Source organism: Methylocella sp. (assembly GCA_037200525.1).
In the GTDB taxonomy this organism is placed as follows: domain Bacteria; phylum Pseudomonadota; class Alphaproteobacteria; order Rhizobiales; family Beijerinckiaceae; genus Methylocapsa.
The window spans coordinates 753626-767663 of sequence record JBBCGG010000001.1 but is presented as its reverse complement, the minus strand read 5'-3'; the positions used below and the strand labels follow the sequence as shown (position 1 = coordinate 767663).

The 14038-nt window shown below is 57.9% G+C and carries 7 protein-coding genes and 1 riboswitch; of the genes, 1 reads left to right on the top strand and 6 read right to left on the bottom strand.

The features are described 5' to 3' along the window. Window positions 1-507: 507 nt before the first annotated feature. Entirely contained in the window at window positions 508-1308 is an 801-nt protein-coding gene (locus WDN46_03560) for a DUF2470 domain-containing protein (GenBank protein ID MEJ0092522.1), read from the top strand. A 16-nt stretch (window positions 1309-1324) separates the two neighbouring features. Here WDN46_03560 and WDN46_03555 read toward each other — a convergent pair whose 3' ends face one another. The 6 genes from WDN46_03555 to WDN46_03530 form a co-directional block, all read right to left on the bottom strand. Then, window positions 1325-2884: an efflux transporter outer membrane subunit gene (locus tag WDN46_03555; protein ID MEJ0092521.1), complete on the bottom strand. Its 1560-nt coding sequence runs from the start codon at window positions 2882-2884 to the stop codon at window positions 1325-1327. Then, window positions 2884-6219, bottom strand: a complete 3336-nt coding sequence (locus tag WDN46_03550) for an efflux RND transporter permease subunit (GenBank protein ID MEJ0092520.1) — start codon at window positions 6217-6219, stop codon at window positions 2884-2886. Before WDN46_03550 ends, WDN46_03555 begins: the two co-directional genes overlap by 1 nt. A gap of 56 nt (window positions 6220-6275) precedes the next feature. Next, window positions 6276-7553, bottom strand: a complete 1278-nt coding sequence (locus WDN46_03545; protein MEJ0092519.1) for an efflux RND transporter periplasmic adaptor subunit — start codon at window positions 7551-7553, stop codon at window positions 6276-6278. Window positions 7554-7872: 319 nt separating this feature from the next. Then, window positions 7873-9951 (bottom strand): carbohydrate porin, encoded by a 2079-nt coding sequence (locus tag WDN46_03540; protein MEJ0092518.1) that lies wholly within the window; start codon window positions 9949-9951, stop codon window positions 7873-7875. Between the two features lie 151 nt (window positions 9952-10102). Beyond that, window positions 10103-10294: riboswitch (cobalamin riboswitch) on the bottom strand. Window positions 10295-10596: 302 nt separating this feature from the next. Then, window positions 10597-12159, bottom strand: coding sequence for an outer membrane beta-barrel protein (locus tag WDN46_03535; GenBank protein ID MEJ0092517.1), 1563 nt, complete (start codon window positions 12157-12159; stop codon window positions 10597-10599). 434 nt (window positions 12160-12593) lie between these two features. Then, window positions 12594-13976, bottom strand: coding sequence for a carbohydrate porin (locus tag WDN46_03530; protein MEJ0092516.1), 1383 nt, complete (start codon window positions 13974-13976; stop codon window positions 12594-12596). Window positions 13977-14038: the final 62 nt, after the last annotated feature.

The following is a 14038-nucleotide window of genomic DNA, read 5'->3' as shown; positions in this document are numbered from 1 at the left end:
TCGTTTGATCGCGCTCTTTGCTTCTCTTCCATAAATGCCTGATCTTAAGAAAAACGCCGCGGCGTTAAAATGTCGGTCGCTGCCTGCATTGCTTTCCTGACAATGCCCTCGGAACTTCGATGATATCGATACGTTCACGACGCATGATTTGCAATCGTTCAGGAGAAAAGCAATGGGACGCGGTATTCTGCTTTGGCTTGTTGGCGTGCCGATTCCGGTGATTATCCTTATATACTTTCTTTGGCATTGAATCGCCAATGTAGGATTTTCTCTGCTTGCGCTGTATTGAGCTATGCGGGCGCGCTTGTGCGTCTGCATAGCTTCTAAGCGCTCTATATTCGATGTGATAGGCATTTTGTTTTTTGCGGCTTCATCATGAAGCTTTCAGCCGCCTGTCGTCGTCGCTGCGCCCATTGAGATCGCTGTAGCTTTGAACGAGACTTGGTTGAGGCTCTTATTGGCTGTATGGCTGGAGTCCTCGCGGTTGGCCAGAAAAGCTCAAAGTTCATGCCCGAATCTCAATCCGGCGATTCATCGCGCCCGCCGGCCTCGGCGGCGGAGCCTTATGACGCTTTGGCGGAGGCCAAGCTTCTTTTGCGCGGCGTGCGCGCCGGCGCGTTGGCGACCCTGACGCAAGATGGCGCCCCTTTCGCCAGCCTCGTCAATGTCGCGACCATGCCGGATGGCAGTCCAATTCTATTGATGTCTCGCCTCGCGGCGCATACTCGCCAGCTCGAGCGCGATCCGCGCGCTTCTCTCCTGCTCACACAAAGCGGCGAAGGAGACCCGCTTTCGCATCCACGCCTGACGATCGCGGGAACCGCGGAGCGCGCCGACGATCCGGCCTATCGCGCCGCGCTCAAAGCACGGTTTCTGGCGCGGCATCCAAAATCTTCGCTTTACGCCGATTTCGCTGATTTTTCTTTTTGGCGCATCGCGATTCAACACGCACATCTCAACGGCGGATTTGGCCGCACCGGGAATTTTTCCGTCGCAGCGATCGGCACCTCTTTGGAGGGCGCGGATGCGCTTGTCGCGGCTGAAACGCGGGCGCTGTCGCACATGAACGCAGAACATCGAGATGCGCTCGCTCTTTATGCCGTCGCACTTGCGGACAAACGCAACAAGGCCGGGTCTGGCGATGAATGGATCGCATCGGGGATCGATCCCGATGGCCTCGACCTCATCCGCGCCGATGAGACGGCTCGCATTGTCTTCCCGCAACGGGTTCTTACCCCAGAGGCTTTCCGAGCGACGCTTGTCGAGCTTGCTGCAAGATCCCGGGCAATTGCGCCGGGAGCGGCGTAAGGACCGGATCAGAGTTTCAGAAGCAGGGATCCGTCGGTAAAGTGAATAGCGGAGATCTGCATGGTGCGGTGGAGGCGATCACGTCGGTTCGATTCCACCAGCCGCCTCCCAACGCCTGGAACAGAGCGGCTGTGTCTGAGTAGCGATTGGCCTGCGCCTGCGCGCGGGTGAGAAGCGATTGCAGGTAGGTTTGCTGCGCGTTGAGAATGGCGAGGCTGTTGACTTGCCCGAGCTGCGCCTGTTTTCGCACGATATCCAGGCTTTTGAGCGCTGCGTCCTCAGCTTTCACCGCCGCCTGGAGTCCGCGCGCGTCGGCCTGGAGCGCGCGGAGAGTATCGGCGACGTTCTGGAATGCGGTGATGACAGTGCTTCGATATTGCGCGTCGGCCTGCTCATAGGCGGCTTCGGCGGCTCTCTGCTTATGATACAGGGAGAATCCGTCGAAAATGGTTTCTGACACGCTCCCGGCGACGGTCCAGGCGTAAGTCGGGGGCTGGAAAATCTGCGAGAAGGCGGACGCGCTTGTTCCTCCATTCGCGGTCAAATTGATCACTGGCAATCGATTGGCGATAGCAACGCCAATGGCGGCGCTCGCCGAGTGCATATTGGCCTCGGCGGCCTGCACGTCGGGGCGATGCTCCACCGTCTTCGACGGCAAGCTGACCGGCAGGTCGCGCGGAAGCCGCAAGGAGTCGAGCGTAAACTTTTCAGCGACTTCATCGCTCGGAAAGCGTCCCGCCAACGCCGTCAGAAGATCGCGCTGCTGAGCAAGCTGCTTTTGCAGCGGCGGAAGCGTCTGCTGCGATTGCGCGAGGGCCGCCTCCTGCACCAGCACATCCGCAGTGGCGACCTGACCCAAGCCCTTCTGAGTCTGGAGCAGCTTCAAAAGGTCGCTCTCGATGGCGATGATCTTTTCCGTCGAGGCGATCTGCGAGCGCAGCGAGGCTTCCTGGATAGCCGCCAAAACCACATTGGACGTGAGGGTCAGATAAGTCGCTTCAAGTTGAAACCGTTGCGCGTCGCTTTGCGCTTCGGCCGATTCCACCTGCTTTTGGACCAAGCCGAACACGTCTGGCGCGTAGGATACATCGACCTCGAACGTATGCAGGCTGAAGAAGTCGGACGGCGTTACGCCCGGCGGCGAAACCTCGCCGGCGACCTTCTGGCGGAAGCCATTATAGTTGCCGCTGACCTGTGGATAGAAAGCGCCTTTCTGGGCTTCCGCCGTCTCATGGGCCACGCGCAAGGCCGCCTGCGCCGCCTGCAAATCCGCATTATGCTTCAGCGAATCTTCAATCAGGTCATTCAGCGCGCGCGAATGAAACGTCTCCCACCATTGGCCGGGAATATCGAGGCCTTCGACGAAATGTTGCGGGCCGCCAGCCTTCCCGGACCCGGCCAGGTCATGCGCCAAAGGCTCCGGCGTGAATCGCGTCACGTCCGGGGCCGCGGGCTTTTGAAAATCAGGCCCGCAAGCGGCCAACAGGGTGCACGCCATGCCCGCCGTCATTCCGGCAAAAGCCGCCGCGCCGCTTCTGCGGTTTGATTGCAATAGGGTCCCTCTAAAGAACATCATCACTCTCCGGGCTCCGGAGCGATGTTTCCAAGCGCTCCTGCCTCATGCGGATTTTCCGCTTCCGCGCGCCCCCCGGGCTGCGGCGCCCCGCCCTTTTGTCGTCCGTTTCTGGTTCGTCCGTCGCCTCCGCGCTTTTTGTCATCGCCCCTGAGGAACAGCATGCGAAGCGCGGGCGCGACGATCAGCAGCATGACGGGCCCTATAGTCATGCCGCCCACAACGACCGTGGCGAGCGGTCGCTGCACCTGACTGCCAATGCCATGCGAGATGGCCGCAGGGAACAAGCCGACGCCGGCGGAAAGCGCCGTCATCAACATCGGCCGCATCCGCTGCTCCGATCCGCGGAAGACGGCTTCGGCGATGGACATGCCGCGAATCCTCAATTCGCGGTAGTAGGTAATGTTCAAGATGCCGTCCATGACCGCTACGCCAAACAGCGAAATGAACCCGATAGCGGCGGAGACGCTGAAGGGCTGGCCGGAAAAATACAGCGCGAAAATGCCGCCGGCCACGGCGAACGGTATGCCGGCCATCGACAACAGGCTGTCGCGCAGGGAGTTGAACAACGTGTAGAGAAGCACAAGGATGAGCAGGAAAGTGATCGGCACGATCACCGTGAGCCGAGCCTTGGCGTTCTCAAGGTCCTCAAATTCCCCGGACCACATGATCCGGTACCCGGCCGGCAGCTTCACGTTTTTAGCGACCAAGGCCTGCGCTTCGGCGACAGTGCTTCCGAGATCGCGGCCGCGCACGCTGAACTTGATCGGTATGTAACGATCGCTGCGCTCGCGATAGATGTATGCGGCGCCGGTATCGAGGGTGATGGTGGCGAGTTGGCTCAGCGGGATATAGGCGTTGGCTCCGTTGCCCGTCGAATAAGCCACTTTGATTTTGCCGATTTCATCGATGCTCTCGCGGAATTTTGGATCCAGGCGAACGGAGACTCCGAACTGGCGGTCGCCTTCAAGAACCGTGGTGGCGGTGCTTCCGCTCATCGCGGTCTGGATAACCGAGTTCACGTCCCCTGTGTTGAGACCATATCGCGCCGCCTTGGCCCGATCGATCTTGATGTTCAAGTTTGGCTGGCCGATGACATGGAAGGTCCCGAGATCCTCGACCCCGTGAACATTGACCATTTGTTCCGAGACCTGCGCAGCCAAGGTCTCAAGGGTGTTGAGATTCGGCCCGATCACCTTGACCGAGTTCGCCCCTTTGACGCCGGAAAGCGCCTCTTCGACGTTGTCCTGTATGTATTGCGAGAAGTTGAAGCCAATTCCCGGCAGTTCTTCGGCAAACTCCTGCTGAAGCTGCTCGGTAAGTTGGTCTTTGGTCAAACCGGCCGGCCACTCGTCGAGCGGCTTTAGCGGCGCAAACAACTCGACATTGGAAAAGGCGGAGGCGTCGCTGCCGTTGTCCGGACGGCCGTGTTGGGAGACCACCGTGATGATTTCCGGATGCCGCAGCAGGATTTCACGCATTTTCGAAGTCGCCTCGGTGCCCGAATTGAGGGACATCGTCGACGGCATGGAGGCGCGGATCCAATAGTTTCCTTCCTCAAGCGCAGGCAGGAACTCGCTGCCGAGTTTGCTCGCCGCGAACCCGCTGGCGAGGAGAAACAGCAAACCCAGACCGATGATGATCGGCAGACGCGAGAGGCCCCATTTCAGGACGGGGGTGTAGATGGAGCGCAGCCCCCGAACGATGATCGTCTCGGTCTCTTCGATGCGGGCGGGCAGCACCAGGGAGGCGAAGACTGGCGTGACGGTAAACGTCGCGATCAACGCGCCCGCAAGCGCATAGCCATACGTTTTTGCCATCGGGCCGAATATCTGACCCTCGACGCCCTGCATCGTAAACAGGGGAACGAACGCCGTGATAGTGATCGCAGCGGTAAAAAACACCGCCTGATCGACCTGCAGCGCGCTGATGAAGACCAAGCGCAGCCGCGTGCTCCATCTGAGGCTGCTTCCCTGCGAACCCAGCGAACTTGTCGGGTTCGCCCCCCAGTATCCTTCGGTCAAATGCTGCAAAAGCATCTGCCGTTCTGGTCTTCTCGCCTGGAAATTTCGAAATATGTTTTCGACCAAGATCACCGCTGAGTCCACGATGATGCCGAAGTCGACCGCCCCCAGCGACAAGAGATTTGCGTCCTCGCCTTGCAGCACCAGAAGTATGATGGCGAAAAAAAGCGCGAATGGAATATTGATGCTGACGATGATGGCGCTGCGCAAATCGCCAAGGAAGATCCACTGGATGAAGAAGACGAGGAGGCAACCGAATACGAGATTGTGCAGAACCGTATGGGTAGTGACCCCCACGAGAGAACTGCGGTCGTAGTAGGGGGCGATCTTGACCCCCGGAGGCAGTGTGCCGTCGGAGTTGATCTTCTCGACTTCGGCCTGGACGCGGGGAAGAATAGTATTAGTGTGCTGCGTCCGGCCCATGACCACGATGGCTGCGGTAACGTCATCTTCATGATCGCGACCGGCGATGCCCAACCTCGGAACATTTCCAATCGAGACGGTCGCGACATCCTTGATCTGAACAGGAACGCCGTTGGATTGCGTCAGGACGATATTCTCGATGTCGTCAAACTTGTAACCTTTGGTGACGTCGTCGCCGCCGCCGTCATCGATCAAGCCGATGCCGCGAATGTTCACGGACTGCTGCCCGATCGAGATTTCGCGGCCGCCCACGTTGATATTGGCGTTGCCGATAGCGGTAATGAGCTGGGGCACAGTTACATTGAAGCCCTCAAGCTTTTGAAGATCGGCGTCGACGTTGAACTGCTTGGTCGTGCCTCCCCAGCTGTTGATTTGAACGACGCCGGGGATGGTCAGCAGGCGGCGCGTGACGACCCAATCCTGGATCGTGCGAAGGTTAGTCAAGCCGAAATGGGGGGGACCGACGACTTGATAGCGATAGATCTCGCCGACGAGGCTCGACTGCTGGATTTGAGCGACCTGGTTTCCCGGAAGATTGACGTTCTGCTGAAGGCTTAGCGCCGCCTGCGTATAGGCAAAATAAAAGTCCGTGCCATATTTGAAGGTCACGCGAATGAACGACAGACCGTAGAATGAAGTCGACCTTATGGTGTCGACGCCAGGGGTCGGGTAGAGACCGACCTCCATTGGAATCGTGTAATATTTCTCCATTTCTTCTGCGGACAGGCCGGGGGCCTGGGCGGTGATTTCCAGAATCACTGGCGCAGGATTGGGATAAGCCTCAATGTTAAGCCTGGAAAACGCGAATAATCCGGCGGCCATGAACACCACCGCGCCAATTACGACGATGGCGCGATGGGTCAGTCCGAATGCGAGCACAGCTTTAATCATTGGCGCCTTCGCTTAGGAAACCGGTTCCGTTAATTGATTTTTGTCTAAGAAGGACCTTAGTCGGTCGCGCCGCCCGCAAGCATGTTGCTCAGAAATACCGCCCCATCGGTCACGGCCTGTTCGCCGGGTTTAAGACCTTCCAGGACCTGATCGTAACCATTCTGCTGCAGTCCGAGCCGGACCGTCCGCTTGGTGAACACTTTGCCGTCCGTGACCCATGCCGACATCGTCCCGTCTCCCTCACGCACTACTCCGCCTGGCGGGAGAGCGATCGAACGGCTCGACTTGCCGGTGCGTATGACGAACGTCGCGAACATTCCGGGACGCAGGAGGTTTTCCGGATCTTTGATCTCCGATCGCACCAGAAGGCGGCGGGTGACCGGATCGACGCTCGCGCCAAGCGTCGTGACTTTTCCTTCGAAGACGCGATCTGGATAGGCCAGCACTTGCGCTTCAACTTGCTGGCCGAGGCTAAGAGCGGGGATTTCACTCTCCACGACGAAGGAGTTCATCCATACAGTCGAAGTATCCGCCACCGTATAAGGGGCCGGCGCATTGCCCGGCTGAACGAAGAGTCCGGTAGCGGCGCTGCGGGCGGTGATCTCGCCGGAAATGGGAGACGGCACGATCAAAGTCGAGTCGACATGGCGGTCGGCCACGATGCGGTCGATCTCGGCGTCAGTCTTGCCAAAGTAACGCACGGCGTCGCGCGCGGCTCTGAGATTACCCTCGGCGGTTTGCTGATCGGAAACCGATTGGTCGAGATCCTTCTGCGCGCCGCCGCCCGCCTTCACGAGCTTCTCGTTCCGAGCCAGGGAGCGGTTCGCCAAGTCCAGCACGCCAGCGGTCTGGATCAGCGTCGATTCCGCCTGGAGGAGATCCGTGCTGTCGATCGTATAAAGAGTCTGGCCCGCCTTCACCCTGTCGCCGATCTTCGCGGACAGATCCTTGATCCGGCCCTGATAGGGCGCAAACACCTGGACCGCCATATCCTGGTTGAAATCGATGCTGCCCGTCGCAGATTTCTCGATCTGAAACTCGGCATAGGCGACCGGCGCGACTTTGATCGCCGCCAGTTGTTTTTCCGACAATCGAACGCTGTCGGCCGGAAGCGCCTCAGCGGCGTCCGGTCGCGCCGCGACCGCGACGGTTTTTGGCTTCGGCATTATCGCCTGATATGCGGCGGGACCGAAGAAATAAGCGGCTGCGGCCAAAGCCGCGAAGAACAAAAGAATAGGCAATCGTTTTTGGCGCGATTTACCGAAAGCCTTGCCCGGCGCGGTCGGCGACTTCGCTTCCGCGGCGATTTCGGATTGGCTTTCAGAGCGGGTCATTTCGTCGGTTTCCATGAGGGTACTTAGCTAAAAAGGTTTAGACGGAGGCTAGACAGCCTTATAGCAACCGTCGACGCGCCAATTTATGACAAAGCTGTAATTATTGTGAGCTTGAGCGGTAGAACTCTTCGAATTCTGGCGAAAAACAGAAGCTCGGCAACAATACAATCAAATTTAGGCCACTTTATTTTATGATTCTGCAACTCTCGACGTTGCGGGCCTAAAATCGCTATATGCTGCGAGATTGCATAAATATTCCATATGGATTGACCATCTTCGGCATAGTTGAACCATAAATTTTCCGTGCTCCACGGACGATTTAGAACTCAGCATGGAACCGCAAGGCAAAAAGCGAAATCGGGCCTCGGGCCTGATTGTAGCCAGGGTTGTCGACGAATTGGTAGTCAGCGGTGACATTCACCCCGTCGGCAATTGCATATTTGTAATAGGTCTCAAAGATGTGCTCCCCGCCATAGGACAGGGCCCCGTCGCCGAGAATGGCGCCGATCCCGCCCGCGGCGAGATATTGGGCATGCACGGCGGAAATGCCGTTGAGGACGCCGGAGACGCCGATCTGGTCATTGTCTCTGCCCCATAAATCGCCGCTGATCACGACGCCGCCCGAGGCGGAGCGCTCGACCTCGGTGAAGTCGTAAGTCTCATATTGGCCGTTCGCTGCGCTCAGCCTCACGAAAAGACCAAGGCTTGGCGTGATCTGCTGTTCGAGATTGACGCCGCCGCCAACCTTGACGCGACGCGCCCGCACCGACGTTATATCGGGCGTCACGCCTGCCGCCGCGGCTTCCGCGATGGCCTGACTGTAACTGCCCATAAAGCCATCGTCGGCAAAGAAAAGGAACTTCAGTTTGCCGGGCTGCTCCTGGATCGCGTGACGCTCCTCGAATTCCACTACCGGCATGAATTGGCGGAAGAGTTCGGGTTCGATCGAATTGGCGGCGGGCACGGAAGACAATTGGAAAACGCCGGCTCGCGCGGTCCACCAATCCTGTCTCCATTCCGCGGTCAAGCCGTAAGTATAGCCCCAGGCGTCGGCTGCGAAATCGAACGCGCCCATGGTGTTGGTCGTCCAATTCATGAAACCGTTTCGGCCGTCATGGGCATATTTATTGTCGTCGAAAATATCGGTCACCGCATATTTGCCGATCGTGAATGTCAGGCGATTAGCGTCAACTGATCCCGCGAGTTGGTTTTGCCCTGATTCAACCGGTTCGGTCGTCCCGCCGAGGCCGACCGTCTGGCGCAAAAAATAACGCTGGATGCGCACATACGGATCTGTGCTGCCGACTTTGAAAGCCTCATTGTTCGGAAACCCGGCGATGCCAAACGCATCGCCAATGCCAAAGCCCTCATCGACCTCGGGATTGAGAAAAATTGCAGCGCCCTGCCATAGAGCCAGGCCGAGAAACGCCGTCGCCGTGAAAGTTGCTTCGACATGGCTATTTGGCGGTACGCTATGGGGTCCCGAATAGGGCGCCTGGAACGTCGGGTAATATTGCGGAAGATAGGTTGCCTGGCCGTGGAAATTATATGCCTCTGGCGCCGCCTGCGCGTCGCCGTCCGATTTGGCGGGCTCGGCCGCCGCGAGGGCTGGCGCCGGGACCGATGACGGAAAGTCGCCGAATTTATAGTCAAGCCCGACCCGAAGAATGTGATTCTCGCTGTAGGAGCTCGAAAAAAAGCCGCGCCCCGCCCCATTCGCGAATGTCTGATCGATGCGGCCAAGATTGACGTAGAGATATTCCGCTCTGGCGAACCAATGGTCGGTCAGGGCGTATTCAATTCCAGCGCCAAAGACGTATTTGGGTCGGGATGAACTCGATGCGCCGGTTGTGAATAAATTGCCGGGAGCCGGCGGGTTGAAATTGATCGAGCCCGGATCGCGGTTGCCGCCATAGGCGATGCCTGCGGTGGCATAGAACAGCGCGCGATCGTAAATATAGCCGATCCGGCCCCGCATCGTGCCGAAATAGTGCGAGCAACTGCCTGATAGACTGTAAGAACCGCCGAAGTTCGCGAAGATCGCTGGAGCGGCGAACGCGCCGCTGCGGCAATTGCCGAGATAATTGAAATCGGTTTCAAAGCCAAGCAGCAGCTTGTCGATCTGATAATCGTACCCGCCCTGGAAGCCCCCGGTGAAGCCAGCGTTCGGCGCGCCTCCATTCGGGAACAGATCGAAGCCGCCGATGGCTTGATAGCTTGGCGCGCCAGGAGAGAACCAGGCTCCCGAATTCACCCCAAGATAAAGACCAGTCCAAGTGATGGCAGGCGAAGCGGGGGCCGATGACGACTCGCGCGGAAGATCCGCCGCGAGAACGGAATTCGCCGCAATAACAGGGGCGGCAGCCGCCGCCGCGAAGACCGAGGAAGCCAGCCTCAAGCGCCAGTGATGCGAAGGCGACCGTATCGAAAAATAATTTACCATCATCGCATCGCAGCAACTGAGGGGTCACTGCGAACTAAGCCCAGGCCCGCGCCCAAATCAGGCGAGAGACCTATTTCTCATCGAGACACCCCGCCCAATGCGTTCGCGCGTGACCACGGCTGATGGCAGGTCTCCTGGCTCGCGGGTTGCTGCCTTGCGCCGCCTTCCCGGTTGCCCAGTGGCATGATCGGCGCGCGGCTCGCCGCTTACAGTTGCGGGGGCAGCCACGGTATTGGCGGTTAAGCCGCACCGCGTTCCCTTTTGATCCCCGAAGGGAACCATCGCGATCACCATGTCGTCTTTGAAATCGATAGTCAACGGACGCGGTGACTTCCGTCGCAAATTCGATTGCTCTTCGCGCTGTAAGTGCCCTCGTCGAAGGACGGACTTTATGGAGGAAGTTTGTCCCGCAAATTACGCTAGGTTTGGATACCTGGAAGCGCAAGGGTCGCGTCAGCGACCAGTTTGCGCGCGACTGTCGCAATTGCGGCGCGCCTGCAGGTCCATTCGCTGCGCGCCGCCTCCGTCGCATCGGACGATGCGAAAATTGACCCTTTAGAAAATTGGCGAACCTGCTTTCGCAGATCCGCCGATTTGAGATTAGTAGTGCCAGATCAAATCCATCGAGGCGATAGTAAGCGCATGCTTGGTGCCGTTGTCGAAGGCCGGCTTGTCCAGCGCATTATACCACGCGATTTCCGGACGGATCTCGACTTGAGGCGAGAACCAATGCTGCCAGCCGAAGGCAAAGTTGACATACTGAGTTGCAAAGCCGGTGCGCTGACCATTGAGGTCGTTATAATATTCCGCGCGCCAGGTCAGATTGTCCATATCCGACCACCTGTAGTTCAGATAGCTAAGCGCTGCGTATTCCCTCGCGGTGCAGGACATCTGGTTGGCTGCGCAGACAGCTTCGTTCGGAGGGTTAATTAGGAAAGCGAACGGAGTAGCGCCGAACCCCAAAGTCTTATTCGGGACGTTCTTCTCGTACATGTAGTACGATTCGACCGAGATGTGCCACTTGTCGTCGAACTTGTGATAATAAGTGCCACCCCACCATTGCAGGTTGTTGTAGCCCCACTGGCCGTCGTTGATGCCGTTGGCGCACAGATAAAGGGCGTCGTAGTTGGTATCGCTCTGCCATTGGACGCAGCCAGTGAAAGTCGGCTGCGTGCCAGGATCCCTCTGGCCATGGTAGCCCGGGAAGCCCGTCGTCGGGTTAATAAGCGAGACTTGCTTGGCATTCCACGGCACGGTCTCGGTTCCGGCGCTGAGGCCAAACTGCAACAGCCAGTTCTTGTTCACCTTCAGAGAGGTGAGCAGACCCGTGTTCGTGAAGTTATCAACGGCATAGGTCATCGAGTGCGAATACATGTAGTTGTTTGGCGCGAGCTGCGCCTCGATATCCGGCACCGAGATATACCGACCAAGACGGAATTCCAGCCCATCCAGCACGCCCGGAACATAAAGTTCGCCATAGACCATCGGCACGTCCCAGCCGGCGAAATGATTATGCACCGCGAATTGGTTGCTTAAGACGCCAAGGGCGGTCGTAAAGCGATAGTTTTCGCCGTAGAACCCGCTCAAGCGAAAGCCCCAGTCGATATGGTCCTGCTGCACGGTATCCGGGACGCGTTCGACATACATGACGGCCTGGTCGAGCTGCAGAATATTTGGCGTGTAGGAATAGGCTGCTGGCGCGTTGCCGGCATAACCGGTTTTCGCGGTGCTCACGTTGCCGCCTGCGTCGATCCAGCCATAAATCTGGATGTGCGCATCCTCAAGCGGTTTCCCGATGGGCGTCGCATCGAGAGCATGCATCAGCGGGCTATCCACCGCATTTGGAATTGCGGCGCCGATGTAGTCCATGCCGCCTGCCGGCCACTCGGCGAACGGATAGGGCGGAATCGTTTCCGGCTGCGGCGGGAAGGGCGCCGGGCGCCGGGACACGACGGGCGGCGCGCCGGGCGTCGCAGGCGCGGACGGCATGCCCCATTCGTCGGCATAGGCGTGATAAAACGCGGTGAAGAAGTTGAGCTCTTCCTGCGTCGACGGGACGGGGGCGAGGGGCAAATCCGCAGCGCGCGCAAACTGCCCCGTGTTCAGGAGGAATGCGCCGGCGAAGAGCGCCGGCAGCAAGGAAGGTCTTCGCTGAACAGCCATAAGTGACTCCTATACAGGCGATTTCAGGTGTAGGCGAAAGTACACCTCGTGCGGCGAGATTCAATCTAAGTTGTATGTTTCAACTTGCTTTCTATTGGTGCGATGCTCTGACGCCACAGTTTGCTAAATGGTATGGCAGATCGCTTACTCCCTATAGGCCACTGCCTATTTTGAATACAGAATTGATCTAAATTGTATAAGAATAACTCATGCTTATATAAAAACGATATAAGGGGATGCGCAATTTTTAACTGATATAAGCATTATATAATATTTTTAATACTTCATATAAATATTCTATAAATGTCCACGAAACTGCGCAACTTGCGCCAGCGCGCATGCGCTTCCAGAGGCATCGCGCAAAAAGAAAGCCCGCGTTGCATCGGACCGGCCGCCCGCGATGCCCGATTGGATTGAAGTCGAAAGAGCTTCGATTAAAACTTGAACGTTGTTCGCAGCCCAAACACCGCCGCATCTGGAATGCGGCCGGCGGCGGGGTTTGCCGGATTGACCGCGCCGGCGCCGGGGCGAAAAATATATTGAAAATCCGGCTGAATGTTCCAACCGGGCGCGATGTGCGCCTGGTAGGTAAGTTCGATGACGGATTCGAAATCGCGGACCGGCATGGCGGACCCGGCAAAGAAATTCGCATCCATATCGAGCGCTGTCGCCTCAGGCGAAATCCCCAGATAGGTCACCCCAACGCCGAATACGTCGTCTGGCCTTGCGTCCCAAAGGCCATTGAAGGTCACGCCGGCTTCAGCATAAAAATTGACGAGATTGCGCACCGTCGGGCTTATCGACACGCGGCTGAACACGCCAATTCCTTTTGTCGGATCGGCTTTGGACGATCGCCAGACCATCTGATCGATCCCGGCGTGAAGGGAGTAATCGCCGCTGTAGACGACTGGAGCGTGGTTGCTGGCCGGATTGGCCAGTGAAAGATGGTCCGTGCCGAAGCGGAGGTCATCGAAGTCGCCGAAATGGTACCACGCGCCGAGTTTGAACGTCCCGGCCAGTCCTTGCGAATCCTTGTCTTGGTAATATCTAAATTGTGCCTCGCCCAAGACCAGAGGCGGATCGCGTAGACGAAAATTGATGCCTGAAAGATCCTCGATCTCCTGCAAACCGTTGAATCCGGCGCCGGACGGGTCTCCGTTAAACGCAGCGAGAAGGAAGGTCAGCGCATCTGTCGGGGTGACTTTGAGGCGAACGGCGGGCGTCGCCAGCGGATAGGCAGGGCCGCCGCTCGGGAGATCCGCGGCGAACTTATTCGGCAGGCCGAAGGTCGCATTTAGAAACAGGGCGCCAAGGTCGCTGACGAAGAATTCGGCGTCCGCCGACATTTGACCGATGCGGATCGACGCCTTGTTGTCGAAAAGCTGCTGCTCGTACCAAAGCTCGAAAAGCCTCGTCGAATGCCTCGCCTCTATGCTGCTGACAGTCATAAAATTGTCGATGTTGTTGGTCGACAACCCTTCGCCATGAATTTGGTAGGCATTGACGTGAAAGGTTCCGCCTTTCAGGCCGGCGATCTTTTCAAGATCGCCATCGACCGCCATTTCGAGAAGACCTTCATAGATCGCGCCCTGCTTGACGCCGCCTGTTGGATTGCCGAAGGTCTCGCCGGTATAATTTATCTGAAAATTATAGCCGTAATCAAAAAGCGCCTTCTTGAAATCCGCAAGCGCCGGAACGCTCGACACGATGGAGCCACCTGCGATCTTCGTCCAGTCATCATCCGCGTAAGCGACGCCGCACTGCATCGCCGCGACTCCCGCGAGGTGCAACGCGCGAATGGACGACCATAGCCGCACGGCTCTGTCTCTCTGTCGGCGGAGGCAGTTCGGACATAACCTTATAACATCCTTATGATTAA